Genomic DNA, 21466 nt, shown 5'->3' on the forward strand with positions numbered 1-21466 from the left:
AAAAATGCCCCTGTCAGTGACAGGGGCATTTACATTTTAAGCGTTAATCGCCGAGATCAGGGGCGCTCAATCGCCAGTGCCACCCCTTGGCCGCCGCCGATACACAGCGTCGCTAGGCCTTTCTTGGCATCCCGGGCAATCATCTCATGAAGGAGCGATACCAGTACGCGACAGCCAGAAGCGCCAATCGGGTGGCCCAGGGCAATCGCGCCACCGTTGACGTTGACCTTGGATATATCCCAGCCCAGCTCTTTCTGAACAGAAAGGGCCTGTGCCGCAAAAGCCTCGTTGGCTTCCGCAAGGTCCAGGTCCTCCAGGCTCCAGCCGGCTTTTTCCAGGCAGCGACGGGTAGCAGGCACGGGGCCAATACCCATAATGGCAGGGTCTACGCCCGCATTGGCATAAGCGGCAATACGTGCCAGCGGCTCAAGACCTAACGCCTTGGCTTTTTCTGCCGAGCAGATCATCACAACGGCCGCGCCATCGTTCAATGAGGAGGCGTTACCTGCGGTAACGGTGCCATCCTTTTTGAACGCTGGGCGCATGCCCGCCAGCTTTTCAGCGGTAATTTCGCGCGGGTTCTCGTCGGTATCAAACACAACGGGATCGCCTTTGCGCTGGGGGATCTGCACCGGCACGATCTGGCTTTTAAATTTGCCCTCTTTAATGGCCTTGGCAGCGTTCTGTTGCGACTGAGCGGCAAACGCGTCCATTTCCTCGCGGGTGATACCGTATTTTTCAGCCAGGTTTTCGGCGGTGATGCCCATATGGTAGTCATTGAAGGCATCCCAAAGGCCGTCATGCACCATGGTATCAATGGCTTTCCAATCGCCCATGCGCTGACCAGTGCGCGAATGGGGCAATACATGGGGGGACGCCGACATGTTTTCCTGCCCACCAGCCAGAATCAGCTCAGCGTCGCCACAGCGAATCGCTTGTGTTGCAAGATGCACGGCTTTTAGGCCTGAGCCACATACCTTGTTGATTGTCATGGCCGGTACGGAAGCCGGCAGGCCCGCTTTAATTGCCGCCTGACGAGCAGGGTTTTGCCCTACGCCCGCCGTCAGTACTTGGCCGAGGAGTACTTCGTCCACCTGGTCGGGGGAAACGCCGGTTGATTCAAGGATATCCTTAATCACTAACGCGCCAAGCTCGCTTGCAGGAATGCCTGCCAGTGAACCGCCAAAGGAACCGACCGCGGTGCGGCGAGCCGCAACAATGACCACTTCTTGCATGAGATGACTCCTAACGTGAGTAAGGTAGACCGCCTGTTTTGCTATTTTGTTTGTACGGACCTGTTTTACTGTCTGTTCTTGCTATCTGTTCTTACTGCCTGATGTACTGAGCATAACCTACGCTATCTGTTTTTTATGTCAGGCTTGCTACTCAGCATAGGGGAAAGTTGTGCGTTGCGGCAATGCGCTTTTTTAAAGGCAAATAAAAACGGACCCTGAAGGTCCGCTCGGTAGATGACTAGAATGCGTAGCCTACGCCAGCTGCACCGGGATAGCGTTGCTGGTATGGCTAACCTCGTTACCTTCCTGCAGGTAGACCAGAGCTGGCTGGTGCTGTTCAAGCTCGGCTTCCGAATAGTGGGCGTAGCTACAAATAATAATCCGGTGACCGGGGGCGGCTAAATGCGCCGCCGCGCCGTTAATCGAGATCAAACGAGAGCCTTCTTCGCCACGGATCGCGTAGGTGGTAAAACGCTCACCGTTTTCAACGTTATAGATCTGGATTTGTTCGTTTTCACGAATACCGGCCATATCCAGCAGGTCGCCATCAATGGCGCAAGACCCTTCGTAGTTAAGCACTGCATGGGTAACGCGTGCCATATGGAGCTTGGCTTTGAGCATAATTGTTTGCATAACAACTCCTGGTTGCGAAGCCTGCGGCTTGGCGATAAAACGTAATGGATCAAGCGGGCAGTTGCACGCTGAGATTATCAATCAAGCGAGCGGGACCTAGCCGAGCAGCGGCCAGTAATACCGCGTCACGAGTGGTGGTGCTGACAGGCGTTAACTCGGGCGTACGAAGCTCAAGATAATCGGGCGTAAAGCCTGCCTCGGTAAGCTCAATCAACCCGTTCGCCAGCATGGTTTCAAGCGGCTCCCCCTGCTCTAACGCGTCGCGCAATTCACACAGCGTGCGGTAAAGCGTAGGGGCTATCGCGCGTTCGGCATCGCTCAAGTAGCCGTTACGCGATGAAAGCGCCAGCCCATCGTCGTCGCGCACAATCGGCACGCCAATAATGTCAATCGGCATATGCAGGTCCTGCACACACTTGCGAATAACGGCAAGCTGCTGGTAGTCCTTCTCACCAAAGCAGGCAACGTCGGGCTGTACCAGGTTAAACAGCAGCGTGACAACGGTAGACACGCCGTCAAAGTGCCCGGGCCGTGAGCCACCGCACAGGCCCTCACCCACGTCAGGCACGTGAACGCACGTTTGCGAGGTTAGCCCATTGGGATAAAGCGTGCTTACCGAGGGTGAAAAGAGCACGTCGCATCCGGCTGCCCTAAGCTTTGCCTGGTCATCGGCGAAGGTGCGCGGGTAGCCGTCCAGGTCTTCGTTAGGCCCAAACTGCATGGGGTTTACAAACAGGCTGGCAACGACAACATCTGCGTGCTCGTGCGCCTTGGCAACCAGCGCTAAATGCCCGGCATGAAGATTGCCCATGGTCGGCACGAGCGCGATTCGCTGGCCGCGCGTTCGGTAGTCGCGCAGGAGGCTGCGCAGGTCGTTGATCTCTCGCAATGTACGCATAGTCATGTGTCGTAAGGTTACGTCGCAAACGGGCAGGTTAGAAGCAGTGCTCGGGAGCTGGGAAGGCACGCGTTTTGACCGCCTCGTGGAAGTCCTGAAAGGCGCCCTGAATATTGCCAGCATCTGCCATGAAGTTTTTCACAAACCGCGGCGGGCGGCCATGGGTGACGCCGAGCACATCATGCATGACCAGAATTTGACCATCGGTATCGGGGCCTGCGCCAATTCCGATGACCGGTACATCAAGTGCGTTGGTAATGGCCTTGCCCAGGCTTGCCGGTACGCACTCCAGTAATATAACCGAAGCGCCCGCCTCAACCAGCACTTTGGCATCTTGCAGGATACGCTCTGCCTGGGTGGTGTCTCGTCCTTGTACCTTGTAGCCACCTAGCTGATAAACCGCCTGTGGCGTTAAGCCCAAGTGGGCGCATACGGGCACGCCGCGGCGTGTTAGCTCACGGATCCCCTCGGCCATCCAGGCTTCGCCTTCTACCTTGACCAGTTCCGCACCGGCACGCATGAGGGCTGCGCCGTCTTCCAGCATGCGCTGCGTAGAGGCGTTACTCATAAACGGCAGGTCAACCATCAACAGACTATGGCCTTTGCCGCGTGCGGCACAGCGGGTGTGGTAGCAAATATCGTCGACTGTCACGGGGAGCGTGCTGGTATGCCCCTGGAGCACCATGCCGAGCGAGTCACCCACCAAAAGCACGTCGATACCGGCGTGGCTCGCCGCTTGGGCAAAGGAGGCATCGTAAGCGGTTAAGCAACTAAACGTTTCGCCAGCGCGCTTGTAGGCCTGTAGCGTGCTTAGAGTCACGGGTTTCATGGCATGCTCTCACTCGTCGTGGCCGCTGCGGCATGGGCAGCCAGCCGTTGTTAATATCACGCTGTTGCGATGTTCTTAAAAAATGGGCCCTGTAAAGACAAACCAGAACGTTAGTGTGTGGGCTGGAAAACGATTGTTACCCGGTCCAGTGTTGTGTGTCGAGGCTAGGGTAGCAAGATAACTGCTTAGGCAGGACCATCTTCGACTAAACGCTGAATGCCTGGTTCGGGGATTTGATTTAGCCATTCGCTTACCGGCTGCTGGCGAAGCGTCAGCGTTGCATCCAGTTCCGCCAGGGGAGCGAGCACAAAGGCGCGCTCGTGCATACGCGGATGGGGAGCGTTTAAACGCGGGTAGGCAATTGTCTGCTGGTCAAAAAGCAGTAAATCCAGATCCAGTGTGCGTGGGCCCCAGTGGCGTAGCCGCTGGCGCCGGTGCTGTTGTTCCAGCGCCTGTAGTTGGTCAAGCAGCGCCAGTGGTGAAAGGCGCGTTGTCAGGGCGACTACTGCGTTGACAAAATCCGGTTGGTCCTGAGGGCCAACCGGGCGGCTCGCGTAAAGTGAGGAGGTGGCCGTCAACTGGCTCAAGGGCAGCAGGGCAAGTGCCGAAATCGCCTGGCGCACCTGCCTGATAGGATCATCAAGATTACTACCCAAGCCGATATACGTAAGCGAAGTCGGGCTCATGTGTTGCTCACTTTTCCGATTTGCGCGTGGGTTTACGGCGCCGTTTGCGGCGGCGGTCGCCTTGGCTTGCCGGGTCGCCCCCAATTTTTTGTAGCAAGCGAAGCTGCTCATGCTCATCGCCCTGCTGGAAGGCCGTCCACCAGTCGCCCAAGCCGCGTGGGATTTCGCCCGCCTGCTCACGCAGCAGTAGTAAGTCGTAAGCGGCACGAAAACGTGGGTGCTCGCGGGTTTGGAACGCACGCTTGCCGCGTCGTAACGGCAGACGTGCCTGTAGCTCCCAAATATCGCGCATGGGCATGCCAAAGCGTTTAGGGATAGAGGTATGTTCCAATTGACGCGACACCACCTCCTGCGATGCCGTTTGCAGTGCCGGTATCGCGGGCATGCCTTCACTTTCAAGCTCGGCCTGGCGATTGGCAACCGGGGCCCATAAGAAGGCGGCCAGCAGGAAGGCAGGCGTCACCGGGCGACCTTCGGCAATGCGCTTATCGGTATTGGCCAAGGCGAATTCAATGAGCTTTTCCGCCCACGCCGCATCGGCCATGGCCTCTTCCGATTCGGGGAAGAGCATGCCAAACAGGCCGTAATGGCTAAGCAGGCGGAAGGTTGCCAACCCATAGCCTGACATAAACATCTTGAGCACTTCATCAAATAGCCGTGCAGGCGGAATTTGCAGCAACAGCGGCGCAAGGTCGTACATCGGCGCTTCGGTGTCAGGCTCAATAGTGAAGTCGAGCTTGGCCGCGAAGCGAACGGCGCGCAGCATACGTACCGGGTCTTCCCGGTAGCGGGTGGCCGGGTCGCCAATCAGGCGCAGCGTGCGCGATTCAATATCACGCGCACCGTTGGCAAAGTCGTGAAGGCTGAAGTCGGCAATGTTGTAATACAGCGCATTAACGGTGAAGTCACGCCGTAAGGCATCTTCCTCAATGCTGCCCCATACATTGTCTCGCAGCAGCAAGCCGGCGTCCGACTGGTGAGCGATATTCTCGCCGTGTTCGTCTTGTGGCTTGCCTCGGAACGTAGTGACTTCGATGACCTCGCGCCCAAAGCGGACATGGACAATACGAAAGCGTCGGCCAATCAAACGCGAATTGCGAAACAGGTCACGCACCTGCTCCGGCGTGGCGTTGGTGGCAACGTCAAAGTCCTTGGGCATTTTGCCAAGCAGCGCATCGCGAATACATCCGCCCACCAGGTAGGCGTCGAAGCCTGCACCGCTAAGGCGGTAAAGCACTTTTAGCGCAGCGTCGCTGATATGTTGGCGAGAAACAGGGTGCTCGGACCGAGGGATAATGCGTGGGCTGAGAGCGGTTCCACTCTCTTGGGGATCGAGCAGGGTTTTCAATTGCTCTCCCGGGCTATGTAAGAAACGGGTAAATCCTTTGAACATGCGGCGATATCGACTCGCAGGGTATCGAAAAAGTGACCGTGAAGTAAGCGGTAAGCCGATGAGTGTAGCCGACCCCTTTACGCTTGCAAAGCACCTCGGGCAGGTTTACGAACGCCTTCCCCTTTAAACGCGGAAAGGGGAGGCTAAAAGAGCCTCCCCTATAAAGCATTTAATCAGCGTCCATGCTGCTGTTTTTCTTCATGATGGCACATCGCCCTGAATACGCACCGCAGTCGATAGGCAGTATCCGACCGCCTCGTATTCAAAACAATAATCCAACCGCGAACTTTTCTTCCCCGACGTATTATTGTTGGTTCCGGGGGTGTACACACTCACTGCTATTATTCTTGTTGGGGCGCAGATCATTTGGTGTACGTCGCGTCCATTTTGGGCACTTGCTACCTGTTGTTATTATTAGTGCTGTTATCTCCCCTGGCCTTGTTGTTTTTGTTATGGCTCAGGTTAGGGTGGTGTCATGTTGTTTTTGTTAGTGACCCACCGCTTGGCCCAGTTTATTTTTCTTACCCAGTAATACTGCACTCGTCGTGCCACTTGTTTAAATGTTTATTTATTTCATGTGCTTATGATTATTTTTTATTTTGAGGAACTTCGGTGACAGATAAGTGTTACCGTTTTTGGTCCGATTTTTTACGGGCATTGTGTGGGTAGGTAACAATGATTGGGTAACGTAAATCGGTTATTTTTTATTTAAATCAGTATAGTAGACGATGGTCGTAAGTACTTGGTGTGAGGCCCTGGCGGGCCGGCCAGTCAGCGGCGTCAGTTGGGACGCCGAGCAGTTTTTTTACGCGGGATGCCAAGCCGTTGGCGTCGTTCCCACAGGTTTTTACGACTAATGCCCAGTTTTTGAGCCAGCTCGGTTTCGCTCATCAGGTCTTGATGCTCAAGCACAAAGTGCTGGAAATAGTCTTCCAAAGAGAGATCATCCTCATCCTCCGCTGGCGTGCTCTCGTCGCTGGAGGAGGCCGCTAAACTCGCCTGTGAATGGGCACGAGGCGGTGCAGGTGCCAGTCCGAGATCATCCGGGTGAATCAGATGGCCTTCGGCTAAAATCACGCCTCGCTCCAGGGCGTTTTCAAGCTCACGAACGTTACCTGGCCACGGGTAATCACGCAGGTCCTGGCGGGCGGCCCTTGAAAGCCGTAGGCCGGGGCGTTCGTGACGCGTGCACGCTTTATCCAGCAAGATATCGGCAATCTGGAGCACGTCGTCTTCGCGTTCGCGCAGCGGGGGGAGCTCGATCTGCATCACGTTTAAGCGGTAGTAAAGGTCCAGGCGAAATTCACCACTTTTGGATAAGGCACGCAGGTCGCGGTGGGTCGCGGCAATCAGGCGGACATTAACGTGGCGGGTTTCCACAGAACCAATCTTGCGGATTTCTCCCTCCTGTAACACACGCAGCAGGCGTGCCTGAGCATCAAGGGGCAGTTCACCAATCTCATCAAGAAACAGCGTGCCCTGGTCGGCGGCCTCCACTAGGCCGGTGCGTGATGCGCTGGCGCCGGTAAACGCGCCTTTCTCATGGCCGAACAGTTCAGACTCAATCAGCGTTTCGGGAATAGCGGCACAGTTAACGCTGATTAGCGGGGCGCTGGCGCGCTTGCTTTGTTGGTGAATAGCCCGCGCAACCAGCTCTTTACCGGTACCTGATTCTCCTAAAATCAGCACGGTCACATCGGCCGGGGCGGTTTTGCGGATACGCGTATAGACCTGCTGCATGGCCGCGCACTCGCCAATCATCATCTGCTGGCTGCCACCATCATCGGTAATCGCAGGGGGCTCACCATGCTGCATCGACTGCTGATGCAATATACGCTCAACGGTCTCCAGCATTTCAGTATGGTCAAACGGCTTGGCGATATAATCGACGGCACCTTGTTTTAAGGCATCTACTGCTGAGCGCATGCTGGCATAGCTGGTCATGATCAGCACCGGTGCGGGAGCAGCAGCGCCAATCAACGTGGTGCCAGGCTCGCCCGGCAGACGCAGGTCACTGATGATGAGGTCGAACTCAGGAAGCGTTAGTTGGTTGGCCTCTTCAACGCTGCCTGCTTCGCTGACGGTGTAGTCATGACGCTCAAGCAGGCGCTTTAGCGCACTGCGAATAATCGCTTCATCTTCAACAATCAGAATCCTGGGCATAGGGTCGCTGGCCATCCTGTTGGTAAAGCGGCAGCCAAAGCGTAATGGCCGTGCCGCGAGGCTCATTGGGCGGCGGCGAGGCCACGTCTATTCTGCCTTGGTGCTCGTTGATAATTTGATACGCAAGCGACAGCCCAAGTCCTGTGCCTTCGCCTGCAGGTTTGGTCGTGGTGAATGGCTCAAACAAGTGGTCACGCACGCGAGGATCAATTCCCTGGCCGTTATCCGTTACCCGCCACCAGGCACTGCCTGCCTGCTGCCCTGCGGTAATCACCACTTGGCCGCCGGGCATGCAAGCGTCCCTGGCGTTGCTAAGCAGGTTGACCATCACCTGGGTTAAACGCTGAGCATCCCCGCGTACCACAAGACCATCAGGGCATGCATTGGTCAACGTTACATCCTCACCCGAGCGCGCCAGGTGGATCAAGTTTAATGCGTCTTCGCTTAGCGTGTTAAGCGCCACAGGAGACGCAGGCGGCGGGCCCGCCTGGCGCCCGCCATGCGCAAAGCCGACCAGCGAGTTCACAATGGTCGTTACGCGCCGGGTTAGCTGCTGGATCTGATCCGCAGTCTCCAGCAGAGCAGGGTCGTTGGTATCGTAGCGTAAATTTTGCGCCAGTGACGAAATCCCGGTAATCGGGTTGCCAATCTCGTGGGCAACGCCGGCTGCCAACTGGCCAATAGAAGCCAGGCGGGCAGCATGGACCAACTCATCTTCCAGCCACTTCATCTCGGTGTGGTCTTCGACCAACACCACGCTGCCGCCTCGGCTGTCGTGGCCGCTAAGCTCGGCTATATGCAGGGTAAGAAAGTAATCCTTGCCGTGCAGCGACACCGCCTGCTTATAAAGCGGTGTGTGGGAGGCCAGCAAGACGTTGCCCAATAGCTCAGGCCACGGCGCAGGTAAATTATCGCAGCGCGCGCCAATCACGCTTTCGCCGCTGATGCCAGAAAGCTGGGAAAGTGCCTCGTTCCACATCAAAAGCTCTTTGTCATCGCCAAATACGCACAGGCCAACAGGAAGATAAGCCAGCGTTTGGCGGTGATGGCGGCGCAGTCCGTCAAGCTCTCGGGCAAGCCCGGTCAGGCGTGAACGGTAGGCTTCCAGGCGGCTCTCCACAAAGTGGATATCGTCTGTTACCGGGGCGTCGTCATGGCGGTAGGGCAGGTAGCGGTCGACAATATCACGTGCGACCGAAGGCCCCATTAAGCCTGACAGGTTGGCCTGAATACGGTCACGCAGGCGGCGCAGTGCGTAAGGGCGGCGTTCTTGTGGCGTGAACTTGAGCGCTTTTAATGCTCTGGATACTTCTCGCTGGGCGGCTTCATCGCCGATCGCTTGCGCCAGATGAGTAGAAAAGTCAGCAGCGGTGGCTGCCTCCAGCGGTAGCCGCTTGGAGCGGATAACGGCATCGACGGAGCACGCCTCGGCGGCTGATTTTTCGCCCTCTGAAATACGTGTAAACAGCGAAATAACCATCAAGAGAACAATGTTGGTCGCCAGTGATACCAGCGTTACCGTGTACCAGGGCGGCGCACTGTCGCTCATCAGGTGAGTAAAGGGCAGTGCGGGGGTCGGGAACGTGAAGATAAGCGGTAGCCAAAGCCCCCAAAGCCATAGGATGACACCTGCGATAAGGCCAACAACCATGCCTTTGCGATTTGCACCTGGCCAGTAAAGCAGTGCCAGCATGCCGGGCAAGCACTGCGCCATACCCACAAAAGAGGCCATGCCCAGGCTCACGAGGTCGTGATGGCGCCCAACCCCCTCATAAAATAGCCAGCCGCTAACAATCACGCCGACCACCAAGGCTCGGCGTAGCCAGAGTAGCCAGCCATAAAGATCGCTACGCGCTTCGGGCGGCCTGGCCACCAGTACAATATGGTTGAGCACCATGCCGGATAGCGCCAGGGCGATCATGATCATCGTACCGGTGACCGCAGCGAGCCCGGCCAGAAATGCCAGTGCTTTGACCCACCAGTGTTCGCTGATCATATACACCGCGTAGGCCGTGATCGGAAGCTCGTTATTGACCGATTGAGCGGCCCACCAGATAAGTGGTATCGGCAAGGCCATCAATAACAGGTAAAGCGGTAATGTCCAGCTGGCCTGAAGCAGGGTGTGGCGTGACAGGTTTTCGGCAAAGGTAATATGAAATAGATGGGGCATCATGAACGCGGCTGCAAAAAACAGCAGTAACAGCGTGCGCCATTGAGCGTCATCCAACTGATAGGTTGCCTGCTGGGCTTGTAGGCCTGGCCCCTCAAGCCAGCGTTGTAAATCATTGGGTCCATCAAACACAAGCCATAAGGCCACCGCTCCCAGGCACAGCATGGCGAGTAGTTTGATCAGAGACTCAAGCGCCAACATGCTGATTAACGGATCCTGGCGCGTATGGCTATGCCGGGCTCCGAACATCACGGCGAGTACCGCAATCAGCCCACAAAATAGCAGTGCGACCGCAGAACTATAGGCACTGCCGGTGAGCCATTGAATAGCGCTGCTCAAGGTTTGAACTTGAATGCCTAACAATGGCAGCACGGCCAAAAGACTGATTAACGTGACCAGCGAGCCTGCCCAGCGCGAACGAAACCGAAACGCAAACAGATCCGCGAGTGAGGTGAGCTGATACGTGCGGGTAATCCTCTGGATAGGCACCAGCAGGACCGGAGCAAGTAGAAAGGTACCGGCCGCGCCCAGGTAGTAAGCCAAGTAGCCAAACCCTGCCTGGGCCGCAAGTTCAACGCTGCCATAAATTGCCCAGGCGCTGGCATAAACGCCGAGTGCGAGGGTGTAAACGATGGGGTGGCGGGTAACGTATGTAGGCAACCAGCCGCGCTCAACGGCGACGCCACAGCTAAACATCAGCCCCAGGAAGCCCAGGCCGAGCAGTAAAACGCCGGTTAACTCAACGCTCATCTAACTTCCTTTTTTGCTCAAGCCATAGCGTGAGCGCAATCAACACGCCCCAGATAGCGAACGGGCGGTACCAGGCCGTGCTCGGATTGCTCCAGCCGTCCATTAATAACGGAGAGAGCAAATAACCGCCAAACACCAAAAACAGCATGATGCGATAGACATACATGGAGAACTCCTTACGGCGAGCGGCGGTGTTCGGTGGGGGAAAGGCGCTGAATCGCCCAGTTTGCCACTGCCCAGTGTAGCTGGCTGGCGGGAGGTTCTGTGGCCAGAGCGGCCGGTGGTGCTTGGTCAAGCGCTTGAAGCGCCTGAAAAAGCTGGCGCCGCATGCCGTCCTCATCCTCGGCAAGCGCCGGGGCCAGGTTCTGTTTTGAAAGCTTTTGGCCGTCTGGGGTGACGACCAGTGGCAAATGTAAATAGCGCGGTTCTGGAAGCTTCAAAGCACTTTGAAGCTGACGCTGCCAAGGGGTGTTGTCGAGTAAATCGAGCCCACGAACCACGTCGGTAATACCCTGCTCGGCATCGTCAACGACAACCGCCAATTGATAAGCCCAAAGGTCATCCTTGCGCTTAAGCACTACGTCACCCAGCGCTACTGGGTCAAACTGCTGCGCGCCAAACAGACGGTCCTGCCAGACAATCGGGCGCTTAGCCAGGTCACTGCGTAACCGCCAGGCAACCGGCTTACCCGGCTCCCTTAACCCGTCACGGCACCAGCCTGGATAAATAGCATGCGATTGCCACTGTTTGCGTGAGCAGCTACAAGGATACGCCAAGCGCTGATCAATGAGTTGATCCAGCGCTTGTTGATAAGCGTCATGGCGGTTGTGCTGCCAGCACAGCGTTTCATCCCACTGTAAGCCAAAGCGTTCCAACTGGCGCAAAATGGTGGCGTCTGCCCCTTGGGGGCAGCGCGGTGGGTCGATATCTTCAATACGCACCAGCCAGCGCCCGCCAGCGGCACGGGCATCCAGATAGCTGCCGAGCGCTGCAACAAGCGAACCAAAATGCAAAGGCCCTGAAGGAGTGGGGGCAAAGCGCCCCCGGTAGCTGGTAGAAGACATCATAAAAACCTTTACCCAAAACAAAAGCGGGCACCCAAAGGTGCCCGCTTTCAGCGTTAGCGTACCAAGGGGTTAAATAACCGGCTTAGCCGCCAAGCTGTTTTTCTTTAAGTTCCGCCAGGGTTTTGCAATCAACGCAAAGGGTGGCGGTAGGACGGGCTTCCAAGCGGCGAATACCGATTTCAACGCCGCATGCTTCGCAGAAGCCATAATCGTCGTCGTCAATATTTTCGATGGTTTCATTGATTTTCTTGAGCAGCTTGCGCTCGCGGTCGCGAGTGCGCAGTTCAAGGCTAAAGCCCTCTTCCTGTGTTGCCCGGTCGGCGGGGTCGGCGTAGTTGTTGGCGTCTTCCTGAAGGTGGCGCACGGTGCGGTCCACCTCTTCCATGAGGTCTTGCTTCCAGTCCAACAGCAGCTGACGAAAATGCGCCAACTGCTTATCGTTCATGTACTCTTCACCCGGTGCTGACTCATACGGAGTGAAGGACTTGGCCGCTTCCGGTTTTTTTTCCGCTACTGGCATGGGATTGCCCCTTACGTATATGACTGCTGATTGATCATGAGCGTATGCCACGATCTCACGCCAAAGGGATGCTTGTTTAGCTGAAAAACTCCCGCTTTGCAAGCATAATGGTGCGTTTGCGACTATGGTCCTACCGTTTGTACGACCCATGTCATGCTTTTATTCTATTAGGTGGAGGAGCCGTTATGGCCTGGAATTCGCGAGTCAGCCACGTGGCGCCCTTTCGTGTGATGCACTTGCTGGAAATGGCCCAGGCGCGGGAGGCAGCCGGGCATGATGTGATTCATTTGGAGGTCGGTGAGCCTGATTTTGCTACACCTGAGCCGATCATTGCGGCAGGCCAACAGGCCTTGGCACGTGGCCAGACGCGTTATACTCCCGCCGCCGGGCTGCCTGCGCTGCGTGAAGCTATCGCTGACCACTATGCTGAACACTTTAATGCTGACGTGGATCCTGCCCGAATTCTGGTTACACCGGGTGCATCCGGCGCGCTGCTGCTAGCAAGCCAACTGCTTGTAGAGGGCGGTGATCGGGTACTGATGACGGACCCCAATTATCCGTGCAACCGCCATTTCATGGCGTTGGCAGGCGCTGAAATTGACGCGGTTTCCGTGGGGCGTGAGAGTGGCTGGCAGTTGGATGCTGGTTTGGTCGAGCGGCACTGGCGTGCTGAAACTCGGTTGGCCATGCTGGCCTCGCCCTCCAACCCTACTGGGCACACCTTGAGTGCTGAGCAGCTTTCTCAAGTGCTGGACGCCGTGGCCATGCGCTCGGGCGAAGTGATCGTTGATGAGATATATCAAGGGCTCAACTACGACGATGTTCCACTGTCTGCGACATCACTTTCCAGTGAAGCGTTTGTGGTTAACAGCTTCTCAAAATATTTCGGGATGACCGGCTGGCGCCTGGGCTGGCTGGTCGCGCCGCAGCGCGCGCTTGAGCCCTTGACCCGGCTTGCTCAGAACGTCTTTCTGGCGGCTTCTACCCCTTCTCAGCATGCAGCGCTTGCCGCTTTCACTCCCGAGTGCCGGGCGATTCTGGAGCAACGTCGTGAAATTCTCGCCGAGCGCCGTCAGGTATTACTTGATGGGCTGGCGACGCTCGGCTTGGCGCCCGATTTACCGCCTCAAGGCGCGTTTTATCTCTGGCTGGATATCTCGCGCTATAGCCGCGATAGCCAGGTATTTTGTGAACGGCTGCTGGAAGAGGAAAATGTAGCCATTACCCCCGGTATTGATTTTGCCGTGCGCGGTGGCGAGCACCATGTGCGGATTGCGTTTACCAATGACGTTGCTCGGCTTGAGGAAGCGGTGGCGCGGATCACCCGCTTCGTGGGGCGGCTATGACACTGGCCTCTTCGCTGCATTCTCCGTTGCATTCTCCGTTGCATTATCCATTGCGTTATCCGTCACTGGCGCCCGGTACGCTGCTGCGCCGCTACAAGCGTTTTTTTGCTGATGTGCGCCTGGACGATGGCCGAGAAGTGGTAGCGCACTGCCCCAATACTGGGTCGATGAAATCCGTCAATGTGCCCGGCTGCCGAGTGTGGCTGTCACCCAGTGATAATCCCAAGCGCAAGCTTTTATGGACATGGGAGCTCATTGAGCTGCCCCAGCCCGATGGCAGCGTGTCGTTGGTATCGGTTCATACGGGGCGAACCAACCGGATTGTCGAGGCGGCGCTCAGTGCTAACCAACTGGAGGCGCTCGCCGGTTATGCCTGCCAGCGTCGTGAGGTAAAGGTCGGGGAGTCGCGGCTTGATTTTCTGCTTGAGGACCCGGTGAAAGGGCGCGCGTACATTGAGGTCAAACAGGTAACCCTCAAAGAGCAGGATGGATACGGTTATTTCCCCGACTCGGTAAGCGTGCGCGGGCTTAAACACCTACAGGCGTTAAGTGCATTGGCCTTGCAGGGGGAGCGGGCCGTGCTGCTGTTTTGCATTGCCCACGAAGGTATTAATGATGTCGCAGCCGCTGCGCATATCGACGCCGCCTATGCGGCAGGGCTTGAGGCAGCGGTTGCCAGCGGTGTTGAAGTGCTCGCGTATGGTACGAGCACTCAGTGGAAGGAGGGTGTTCCGGTCAGCGTAACGCTTGCGCGCACGCTGCCGGTTCGCTTAACGGCGACGTACGCGAAAGATGGCGATCTCGCCGAAGAGGTTGGGCCACCACTTTGAGGTCCAGTGCCCGCGGCGCTCGCCCACACCCACGGCACGATCCACGATGACCAGGCCCTTTTCACGGCACAGCTGCTCGAAGTCGTTAAAGGTCGACAAGTGAATGTTGGGCGTGTCGTACCAGGCGTGAGGCAGCGACTTGGAGACCGGCATGTAGCCGCGTAGACCCAGGTAGACGCGGTGACGCCAGTAGGCAAAGTTGGGGAAGGTGATAATGCCTTCGTCAGCGACGCGCAGCATTTCATCAAGCATTTTGTCGGGGCGGCGCAGTGCCTGGAGTGCTTGGGTCATGATGACCAGGTCGTAGCTGTGATCGCAAAAGCTGGCCAATCCGTCGTCCAGGTTGTGCTCTATCACGCTGACACCGCGTGCCACGCAGCTGGTAATGCCGTCCGGGTCGATCTCCAGACCGTAGCCAGTAACGCTCTTGTCGCGGGCCAGGCTCTCCAGAAGTTCGCCATCGCCGCAGGCGAGATCCAGTACGTGAGCGCCTTTAGGCACCCAGTCGTAAATCAGTTCAAGGTCGGCGCGCATCAACGGGTCTCCTCCAGGCCTAGCTCACGAGCAGTACGGTTCATAAAGGCGCTGAACAGCGCTTCATAACGCGGCTCTGGTAGCAGGAACGCATCGTGCCCATGGGGCGACGCAATATTGGCGTAGCTAACCGACTTGCCCGCTCGGATAAGGGCATCGACCAGCTCACGGGAACGGGCGGGCGGGAAGCGCCAATCGGTAGTGAAACTGACAATCAAGAAAGGGCACTGTGCAGGGGCAAGCGCTTTGGCCAGGTCTCCGCCGCAGGTGGCGGCCGGGTCGAAATAGTCCAGCGCCTTGGTCATCAGAAGATAGGTATTGGCATCAAAGGCGGTGGAGAATGCATCGCCCTGGTAGCGCAGGTAGGACTCGACCTGGAACTCAACATCGAAGCCGAAGTTAAGGTCGTCGCTTCTAAGGTCGCGCCCGAACTTGCTGCCCATGGCGTCTTCTGACAAGTAGGTGATATGTCCCACCATGCGTGCCAGTTTCAACCCGCGCTTGGGTACGGTGTCATGCTCGGCGTACCAGCCGCCGAAGAACTCGGTGTCTGAGCGAATGGCCTGACGGGCTACTTCGTTAAACGCAATGTTCTGCGCTGAAAGCCGGGGCGTTGCGGCAATTACCACGGCATTTGCTACTCGCTCAGGGTAGGTTATTGTCCACTGCAGTACCTGCATGCCACCGAGGCTTCCGCCCACGGCGGCCGCCCAGCGCTCAATCCCCAGATGGTCGGCCAGGCGTGCCTGGCTTGCGACCCAGTCGCTGACCGTGACCATGGGGAAATCTGGCCCCCACTGGCGACCGGTTTCAGGGTTGTGGCTAACCGGGCCGGTGCTGCCGTGACAGCCGCCCAGGTTATTCAGGGAAACGACAAAGAAGCGATTGGTGTCGATCGATTTACCTGGCCCAATGTGCGCATCCCACCAGCCGGGCTTTCGGTCATCCAGACTGTGATAGCCCGCCGCGTGGTGGTGGCCGGAAAGCGCGTGGCAAATCAACACCGCATTGCTGCGTTCGGCGTTTAACGTGCCGTAGGTCTCATAGATCAGCTCATATTCCGGAAGTACTTTTCCACAGGCGAGGGCAAGTGGCGTGTCGAATTGCGCAATATGAGGCGTGACAAGACCAACGGCGTCCGTTGGTCGGTCAGCAAGGGCAAGCGTGTCTGAGTCGGGCATCGAAAGCGTTAGTCCTGCAAAAAGGGTTCTTCTGAATAAAGCCGGGGGAAAGCGGGGCTAAAACCTTAAAGCCCTACCAGGGCCCCTGAAATGCCGGCAGCACGGATCAGAGAGCCAACCACCAGGCCATCAAGAAGATTAATGGCAATAAAGACCACAATGGGGGACAGGTCGATCATTCCCAGCGGTGGAATCACCCGGCGTACCGGCGCCATGATGGGCTCAACCACCTGCATGACCAGCAGTGCGCCCGGGTGGCTGGCATTCGGAGCCACCCAGCTCAAAATGATCATCACAATCAGAGCGAAAAAGTAGATCTTTAAGATCGCATTGGCAATCGCCGCCACCCCGGCAATCAGTAGCCCGGCAATGGGCGGGATGCCAATGCCGATCACCATGAAGATAGCCACCATGCTCACTACTTTTAGCACAAAGCCTGCGGCGAGCGTGGCAAGGTCGAAACGGCCCGCCACAGGGCCCAAAAAGCTCTGAAAAGGCCTCACGACAGGCTGGGTGATCTTAACCACCGACTGACTTAGCGGGTTATAGTAGTCCGCCCGCGATGCCTGCAATAAGAATCGCAGCATCAGTAAAAATAAATAGATATTGATCAGCGAGTTAACTAGCGTTAACCCGGCGCTACCCAATTGACTGCCCATTGCTGGTGTCTCCGTTACGTTAGATGATTCAGTGGCTGCTTAATTCACGGGCCATTTCCTGGGCGCGCTTGGCACAGGCTTCCATGGCATCGGCAATGGTAGTGCGCAACTGCGCCTCTTCCAGATGATGAATCGCGCGCTCAGTGGTGCCGCCTGGCGACATCACGTTCTGCTTGAGCGTGGCAGGGTCTTTGTCACTCTTCTGCGCCATGGTAGCGGCGCCCAGCGCCGTTTGGATGGCCAAGCGGCGCGCCGTTTCAGCCGGTAAGCCAAGCGTTACGGCAGCCTCTTCCATGGCTTCAAGCATTAAAAAGAAATAGGCCGGGGCGCTACCGGAAACCGCCGTTACCGCGTCCAAAAGCGGCTCTTCTTCCACCCACTCAACAATGCCGACAGCTTCCATTAGCTGAGTGGCGATATCGCGCTGGGCATCGCTCACGGCTGAATTGGCGAACAGGCCGCTGGCGCCGTATCCCACCAGCGAAGGTGTATTGGGCATGCAGCGGACCAGGGCGTTATTGCCTCCCAGCCACTGGTCGATGGTCGCGGCGTCCAGGCCTGCTGCAATGGAGATCACCAGCGGGCGCTGTTGCTGAATAGTCTCCCGCAGCTTTTCACATACCACCCGCATGATTTGCGGCTTAACGGCCAGCACCACCACGTCAGCGTGACTGACGGCAACGTTGTTGTCGGTGTGGATATTAATGCCCAGGCGCTCTTTTACCGGCGCAAGCTCGCTGCTGCTGGGCGCGGTGGCAGTAAGGTCCGTGGGCGCAACACCGCTGTCGATAAGGCCGCTGATAATAGCGGTCGCCATATTGCCTGCGCCGATGAAAGTGATCTTATTTGTCATGTGCGTGTCCTTTGTTATGAATTGACTGCGCCGCGCGCACCGAAAATAGCGGTGCCTAAACGTACCAGTGTGGCACCTTCCATCACGGCGGCTTCAAGGTCATCACTCATGCCCATTGAAAGCGTATCTAACGGGGCCTGAGGCAGCGTTGTCTGTAGTTCTGTCAGCAGGTGCCTTAGTTCGGCTAACGGCTTACGCTGCGCCTCTAGCGTGTCCGCTGGCGCGGGAATTGCCATTAAACCGCGCAGCCGTAAACGGGGTAGTTGGGCTACCTCATGGGCCAGTGCCCTAACGTCTTCAGGCATCACCCCCGATTTAGACGCCTCACGGCTAATATTAACCTGTAAACATATATTTAACGGCGCTAAATGACCTGGGCGCTGCTCGCTGAGCCGGTTGGCAATTTTTAAACGGTCAACGCTATGCATCCAGTCAAAGTGCTCTGCCACCGCGCGGGTTTTATTCGACTGTAGCGGGCCAATGAAATGCCACACAATATCGTTCAGGTCAGCAAGCTCGGTCTGCTTGTCTAATGCTTCTTGCAGGTAGTTTTCGCCGAACGCCCGCTGACCAAGTGCATAAGCCTGGCGAATCAGAGGGGCTGGCTTGGTTTTACTCACCGCAAGCAGCGTTGCGTCATTTAAAGGACGCTTGGCCTCTAAAAGCGCCTGATGCAGACGTTCTCGCGCTTGGGCGAGCGACTCAGGAAGCGCGATGTCCATCATACTCAAGCACCTTACCGCAGTTGGAAGTGAGAGGGATATTACCGAACTGCGAGCATCCTCGGCAAAGTAGAATGCGTATGAACGGCCTCTTTTCGCTAATAAATATCAGCAGCTTCCATCGCCTGACGCTTAGCGTGAGTAAATGCCCCCTAATACACGCAGGCCGCTGGCACCCGTGACCGAGGGTAAATTTCCAGGTAAATGGTGCAAACGCTGATGGGCAAGCCAGGCAAAGGCACCTGCTTCAATCCAGTCTTCTGGCCAGCCGTAAGCCGACGGCGAGGTAAACGTGGCGTTAGGTAGGTAATGGGCAAGGCGTGCCATTAAGTAGGCGTTGTGGGCGCCTCCGCCGCAGGTGATTAGGGTTGCGGGTTGGTTGTCGGGCAATAAGTGCTTAATGCCTTCGGCCACGCTGATCGCTGTTAGCTCGGCAAGTGTGGCCTGCACATCTTCGGGTGACTCCGTGCCGGTAAGATGCTGCTTGAGCCACGTTAAGTGAAACAGTTCGCGCCCGGTGCTGCGCGGCGGCGGTTGGCGAAAGTAGGGTTCGTTGAGGCAGCGCGCCAAGAGAGCGCTATCTACCTGGCCGCTTTTGGCCCAGCTGCCGTTTTGATCAAACCGGCCAGGATAATGTTTTGCAAACCAAGCGTCCAGTAATACATTAGCCGGGCCGGTATCAAACCCTAATACCGGCTGTTCAGCATTCCGCGGCAGCCAGGTAACGTTGGCAATCCCGCCCAAGTTGAGGATGAGTTGTTCTACCGTTTGCCTGCCGAATAGCGCCTGATGAAAGGCGGGCGCAAGTGGGGCCGCCTGGCCGCCTGCCGCCAAGTCGCGGCGACGAAAGTCGGCGACGACCGTACAGCCTGTCAATTCCGCCAATAGGCTTGGGTTATCCAACTGCAGCGTGTAGGCGGGGCCACCGCTATGTCCGTCAGGCGCATGCTCGATAGTTTGGCCATGGCTGCCGATTGCACTGATCTGGCTGGGTGAAAGACCTTGCTGGGTCAAAAGGGTATTAATAGCCTGCGCCTGAAGATGGCAAAAGGCATTTTCGGCCAAGGCCAACTGGGCGAAATTTACCTGCTCTGCGTTACATAGCGTTAATAGTGCGCTGTGCAATGCCTCCGGCATGGGCTCGGCATGGGTTGCCACTAACCGAGGTGGGGCGCTGTGAGTGATCGCAACAAGCGCTGCATCAATGCCGTCAAGGCTGGTGCCTGACATTAAACCCATATAATAAAGCGTGGGAGCAGTGGGGGGCGTTTTCATAAAGCAGTATCCAAGGCGGTGCGAAGGCTCAACCAGGCCGGGCAGGCATGGTAACATCGTCGGCTATTGTTCATCTGTATGCCCAACGGGGCAACGTTTAGAGTGGAGAGAGGCAATGAGTGAGGTGGATCAGACGTTAGCGCTGTTGGCGCGGGGTACGCATGAAATCCTCGTAGAGGACGAGCTTAAAAAGAAGCTGGCCTCCGGGCGCAAGCTGCGTATCAAAGCTGGTTTTGACCCCACAGCCCCTGACCTGCATTTGGGTCACAGCGTACTTCTGACCAAAATGCGTCAATTCCAGGACCTGGGGCATACCGTTATTTTTCTGATCGGTGACTTCACTGGACGTATTGGTGACCCGACGGGTAAGAACATCACCCGCAAGCCACTGACCGAAGCCGGTGTGAAAGCCAACGCGGAAACCTATAAAAAGCAGGTTTTCAAGATCCTTGATCCTGAAAAGACCGAGGTGCGCTTTAATGCGGAGTGGTTTGGCGAGCTGACCGCCGCCAAGATGATTGAGCTGGCCGCACAAAGCACCGTTGCGCGTATGCTTGAGCGGGATGATTTTGAAAAACGCTATAAAGCCAATCAGCCTATCGCCATTCATGAGTTTCTGTATCCGCTGGTTCAGGGCTATGACTCTGTGGCGCTGGAAGCGGATATCGAGTTAGGCGGCACCGACCAGAAGTTTAACCTGCTGATGGGGCGTGAAATTCAAAAGCACTTCGGCCAGGAGCCTCAAGTTGTTATCACCATGCCGTTGCTGGAAGGTCTTGACGGCGTGCAGAAGATGTCGAAGTCGCTCGGTAACTACGTGGGCGTTGATGAAGCACCGGGTTCCATGTTCAACAAGCTGGTCTCTATGCCAGATAGCTTAATGTGGCGCTACTTTGAGCTACTGTCGCTGAAATCCAACGAAGAGCTTGATGCGCTTAAGCGGAGTGTTGAGCAGGGTGCGAACCCACGTGACGTGAAAATGGAGCTGGCGCGTGAGTTGATTGCTCGCTACCACGGTGAAGAAGCCGCCGCTAATGCGCACAAGTCCGCAGGTAACCAACTGGCCGATGGCGAACTGCCTGACGATCTGCCAGAAATAGAAGTGGATTTTGAAGGCGCTGATCAAGCCCCCATTGCTGCCGTACTCAACCGTTCAGGCCTGACCAAAAACAGTGCCCAAGCGAAAGACATGCTTAAGAACGGGAGTATTAAAGTCGATGGCGACGTGGTTGCGCAGGACACCATGCTGGCAACGGGTAAGGCCTACGTTATACAGGCAGGCAAGAAACGTTACGGTCGTGTGACGCTTGTTTGAACTTTTTGAAACTATCTTTAAAAAGGCCTTGCCAAACCGGCAGCGAATCCGTAAAGTACGCATCCGCTGCCGGGGACGCCAAGCGTTACCAGCGGTGAAGAAGGTGAAAACCTTCGGTTTGTCAGGAAGTTAGCGAAGTTTTAATCGCTTGCTTCACCCGCTGAAAACAGCGGTTGACAAACATCAGGAAATGCGTAGAATACGCCTTCCTCGCTGAGGCAAGCGGCTCCGGTCATCGAGTCGAATGTTGGTAGTCTCAAGCGAAACAGCTCTTTAACAATTTGATCAGGTAATTCATGTGGGCGTTTGCCGATGAGGGTGATAAGTCACCAAATATCAAGGCAAGCGCACAAGAAGAATTTTCGAATTCTTCAAATTCGTTTGAACCTTGAGCCAGGATTGATTCG

20 protein-coding genes are annotated in these 21466 nt (G+C 56.5%); 3 read left to right on the forward strand and 17 right to left on the reverse strand.

From position 1 onward, the window contains the following. Positions 1 to 56: 56 nt before the first annotated feature. From ACT3R4_RS16400 to dksA, 11 genes are all read right to left on the reverse strand, one after another. Positions 57 to 1235: an acetyl-CoA C-acetyltransferase gene (locus ACT3R4_RS16400; protein WP_172117587.1), complete on the reverse strand. Its 1179-nt coding sequence runs from the start codon at positions 1233 to 1235 to the stop codon at positions 57 to 59. Positions 1236 to 1487: 252 nt separating this feature from the next. Beyond that, positions 1488 to 1868, reverse strand: coding sequence for an aspartate 1-decarboxylase (panD, locus tag ACT3R4_RS16405; RefSeq protein WP_087108680.1), 381 nt, complete (start codon positions 1866 to 1868; stop codon positions 1488 to 1490). Between the two features lie 49 nt (positions 1869 to 1917). Beyond that, positions 1918 to 2766: a pantoate--beta-alanine ligase gene (gene panC, locus ACT3R4_RS16410; protein ID WP_441679847.1), complete on the reverse strand. Its 849-nt coding sequence runs from the start codon at positions 2764 to 2766 to the stop codon at positions 1918 to 1920. Positions 2767 to 2803: 37 nt separating this feature from the next. Next, positions 2804 to 3595: a 3-methyl-2-oxobutanoate hydroxymethyltransferase gene (gene panB / locus ACT3R4_RS16415; protein ID WP_172117585.1), complete on the reverse strand. Its 792-nt coding sequence runs from the start codon at positions 3593 to 3595 to the stop codon at positions 2804 to 2806. A 185-nt stretch (positions 3596 to 3780) separates the two neighbouring features. Next, the gene (gene folK / locus ACT3R4_RS16420; RefSeq protein ID WP_441679849.1) at positions 3781 to 4281 is read right to left on the reverse strand and encodes a 2-amino-4-hydroxy-6-hydroxymethyldihydropteridine diphosphokinase; all 501 of its coding nucleotides are present in this window, start codon (positions 4279 to 4281) and stop codon (positions 3781 to 3783) included. 7 nt (positions 4282 to 4288) lie between these two features. Further along, positions 4289 to 5674: a polynucleotide adenylyltransferase PcnB gene (gene pcnB, locus ACT3R4_RS16425; protein ID WP_172117583.1), complete on the reverse strand. Its 1386-nt coding sequence runs from the start codon at positions 5672 to 5674 to the stop codon at positions 4289 to 4291. Between the two features lie 780 nt (positions 5675 to 6454). Continuing rightward, complete coding sequence (locus tag ACT3R4_RS16430) at positions 6455 to 7837, reverse strand: sigma-54-dependent transcriptional regulator (protein ID WP_441679851.1); 1383 nt, start codon at positions 7835 to 7837, stop codon at positions 6455 to 6457. Then, positions 7815 to 10757, reverse strand: a complete 2943-nt coding sequence (locus ACT3R4_RS16435; RefSeq protein WP_441679853.1) for an ATP-binding protein — start codon at positions 10755 to 10757, stop codon at positions 7815 to 7817. Before ACT3R4_RS16435 ends, ACT3R4_RS16430 begins: the two co-directional genes overlap by 23 nt. Continuing rightward, on the reverse strand, positions 10747 to 10923 hold the full coding sequence (locus tag ACT3R4_RS16440; protein WP_172117580.1) for a hypothetical protein: 177 nt from the start codon (positions 10921 to 10923) through the stop codon (positions 10747 to 10749). Before ACT3R4_RS16440 ends, ACT3R4_RS16435 begins: the two co-directional genes overlap by 11 nt. A 10-nt stretch (positions 10924 to 10933) precedes the next feature. Beyond that, entirely contained in the window at positions 10934 to 11824 is an 891-nt protein-coding gene (gluQRS, locus tag ACT3R4_RS16445) for a tRNA glutamyl-Q(34) synthetase GluQRS (protein ID WP_441679855.1), read from the reverse strand. An 82-nt stretch (positions 11825 to 11906) separates the two neighbouring features. After that, positions 11907 to 12344, reverse strand: a complete 438-nt coding sequence (gene dksA / locus ACT3R4_RS16450) for an RNA polymerase-binding protein DksA (RefSeq protein ID WP_087108663.1) — start codon at positions 12342 to 12344, stop codon at positions 11907 to 11909. Positions 12345 to 12529: 185 nt separating this feature from the next. On the opposite strand from dksA, the gene ACT3R4_RS16455 reads away from it, so the two are divergent. Then, positions 12530 to 13690, forward strand: coding sequence for an aminotransferase class I/II-fold pyridoxal phosphate-dependent enzyme (locus tag ACT3R4_RS16455; protein ID WP_441679857.1), 1161 nt, complete (start codon positions 12530 to 12532; stop codon positions 13688 to 13690). Then, entirely contained in the window at positions 13687 to 14520 is an 834-nt protein-coding gene (gene sfsA / locus ACT3R4_RS16460) for a DNA/RNA nuclease SfsA (RefSeq protein WP_441679859.1), read from the forward strand. The genes ACT3R4_RS16455 and sfsA overlap by 4 nt, the downstream gene beginning before the upstream one ends. Here sfsA and metW read toward each other — a convergent pair. From metW to ACT3R4_RS16490, 6 genes are all read right to left on the reverse strand, one after another. Beyond that, the gene (gene metW / locus ACT3R4_RS16465; RefSeq protein ID WP_172117576.1) at positions 14461 to 15054 is read right to left on the reverse strand and encodes a methionine biosynthesis protein MetW; all 594 of its coding nucleotides are present in this window, start codon (positions 15052 to 15054) and stop codon (positions 14461 to 14463) included. The two genes, sfsA and metW, sit on opposite strands and share 60 nt — an antisense overlap. Next, positions 15054 to 16235, reverse strand: coding sequence for a homoserine O-succinyltransferase MetX (gene metX / locus ACT3R4_RS16470; protein ID WP_441679861.1), 1182 nt, complete (start codon positions 16233 to 16235; stop codon positions 15054 to 15056). Before metX ends, metW begins: the two co-directional genes overlap by 1 nt. 65 nt (positions 16236 to 16300) lie before the next feature. Beyond that, complete coding sequence (locus ACT3R4_RS16475) at positions 16301 to 16894, reverse strand: YggT family protein (RefSeq protein WP_172117574.1); 594 nt, start codon at positions 16892 to 16894, stop codon at positions 16301 to 16303. A 28-nt stretch (positions 16895 to 16922) separates the two neighbouring features. Continuing rightward, positions 16923 to 17747 (reverse strand): pyrroline-5-carboxylate reductase, encoded by an 825-nt coding sequence (proC, locus tag ACT3R4_RS16480; RefSeq protein ID WP_441679863.1) that lies wholly within the window; start codon positions 17745 to 17747, stop codon positions 16923 to 16925. A gap of 14 nt (positions 17748 to 17761) precedes the next feature. After that, positions 17762 to 18472 (reverse strand): YggS family pyridoxal phosphate-dependent enzyme, encoded by a 711-nt coding sequence (locus ACT3R4_RS16485; RefSeq protein WP_441679865.1) that lies wholly within the window; start codon positions 18470 to 18472, stop codon positions 17762 to 17764. A 129-nt stretch (positions 18473 to 18601) separates the two neighbouring features. Continuing rightward, positions 18602 to 19744: an anhydro-N-acetylmuramic acid kinase gene (locus tag ACT3R4_RS16490; RefSeq protein ID WP_441679867.1), complete on the reverse strand. Its 1143-nt coding sequence runs from the start codon at positions 19742 to 19744 to the stop codon at positions 18602 to 18604. Between the two features lie 115 nt (positions 19745 to 19859). On the opposite strand from ACT3R4_RS16490, the gene tyrS reads away from it, so the two are divergent. Next, positions 19860 to 21059, forward strand: coding sequence for a tyrosine--tRNA ligase (gene tyrS, locus ACT3R4_RS16495; RefSeq protein WP_441679869.1), 1200 nt, complete (start codon positions 19860 to 19862; stop codon positions 21057 to 21059). Positions 21060 to 21466: the final 407 nt, after the last annotated feature.

This window comes from Halomonas sp. AOP7-E1-9, assembly GCF_052376035.1.
Lineage (GTDB): Bacteria > Pseudomonadota > Gammaproteobacteria > Pseudomonadales > Halomonadaceae > Vreelandella > Vreelandella citrativorans.

Excerpts from the sequence above, each read along its gene's own strand:
- ACT3R4_RS16400 (WP_172117587.1), bottom strand. The coding sequence starts at position 1,235 with ATGCAAGAAGTGGTCATTGTTGCGGCTCGCCGCACCGCGGTCGGTTCC.
- panD (WP_087108680.1), bottom strand. The coding sequence starts at position 1,868 with ATGCAAACAATTATGCTCAAAGCCAAGCTCCATATGGCACGCGTTACC.
- panC (WP_441679847.1), bottom strand. The coding sequence starts at position 2,766 with ATGCGTACATTGCGAGAGATCAACGACCTGCGCAGCCTCCTGCGCGAC.
- panB (WP_172117585.1), bottom strand. The coding sequence starts at position 3,595 with ATGAAACCCGTGACTCTAAGCACGCTACAGGCCTACAAGCGCGCTGGC.
- folK (WP_441679849.1), bottom strand. The coding sequence starts at position 4,281 with ATGAGCCCGACTTCGCTTACGTATATCGGCTTGGGTAGTAATCTTGAT.
- pcnB (WP_172117583.1), bottom strand. The coding sequence starts at position 5,674 with ATGTTCAAAGGATTTACCCGTTTCTTACATAGCCCGGGAGAGCAATTG.
- ACT3R4_RS16430 (WP_441679851.1), bottom strand. The coding sequence starts at position 7,837 with ATGCCCAGGATTCTGATTGTTGAAGATGAAGCGATTATTCGCAGTGCG.
- ACT3R4_RS16435 (WP_441679853.1), bottom strand. The coding sequence starts at position 10,757 with ATGAGCGTTGAGTTAACCGGCGTTTTACTGCTCGGCCTGGGCTTCCTG.
- ACT3R4_RS16440 (WP_172117580.1), bottom strand. The coding sequence starts at position 10,923 with ATGTATGTCTATCGCATCATGCTGTTTTTGGTGTTTGGCGGTTATTTG.
- gluQRS (WP_441679855.1), bottom strand. The coding sequence starts at position 11,824 with ATGATGTCTTCTACCAGCTACCGGGGGCGCTTTGCCCCCACTCCTTCA.
- dksA (WP_087108663.1), bottom strand. The coding sequence starts at position 12,344 with ATGCCAGTAGCGGAAAAAAAACCGGAAGCGGCCAAGTCCTTCACTCCG.
- ACT3R4_RS16455 (WP_441679857.1), top strand. The coding sequence starts at position 12,530 with ATGGCCTGGAATTCGCGAGTCAGCCACGTGGCGCCCTTTCGTGTGATG.
- sfsA (WP_441679859.1), top strand. The coding sequence starts at position 13,687 with ATGACACTGGCCTCTTCGCTGCATTCTCCGTTGCATTCTCCGTTGCAT.
- metW (WP_172117576.1), bottom strand. The coding sequence starts at position 15,054 with ATGCGCGCCGACCTTGAACTGATTTACGACTGGGTGCCTAAAGGCGCT.
- metX (WP_441679861.1), bottom strand. The coding sequence starts at position 16,235 with ATGCCCGACTCAGACACGCTTGCCCTTGCTGACCGACCAACGGACGCC.
- ACT3R4_RS16475 (WP_172117574.1), bottom strand. The coding sequence starts at position 16,894 with ATGGGCAGTCAATTGGGTAGCGCCGGGTTAACGCTAGTTAACTCGCTG.
- proC (WP_441679863.1), bottom strand. The coding sequence starts at position 17,747 with ATGACAAATAAGATCACTTTCATCGGCGCAGGCAATATGGCGACCGCT.
- ACT3R4_RS16485 (WP_441679865.1), bottom strand. The coding sequence starts at position 18,472 with ATGATGGACATCGCGCTTCCTGAGTCGCTCGCCCAAGCGCGAGAACGT.
- ACT3R4_RS16490 (WP_441679867.1), bottom strand. The coding sequence starts at position 19,744 with ATGAAAACGCCCCCCACTGCTCCCACGCTTTATTATATGGGTTTAATG.
- tyrS (WP_441679869.1), top strand. The coding sequence starts at position 19,860 with ATGAGTGAGGTGGATCAGACGTTAGCGCTGTTGGCGCGGGGTACGCAT.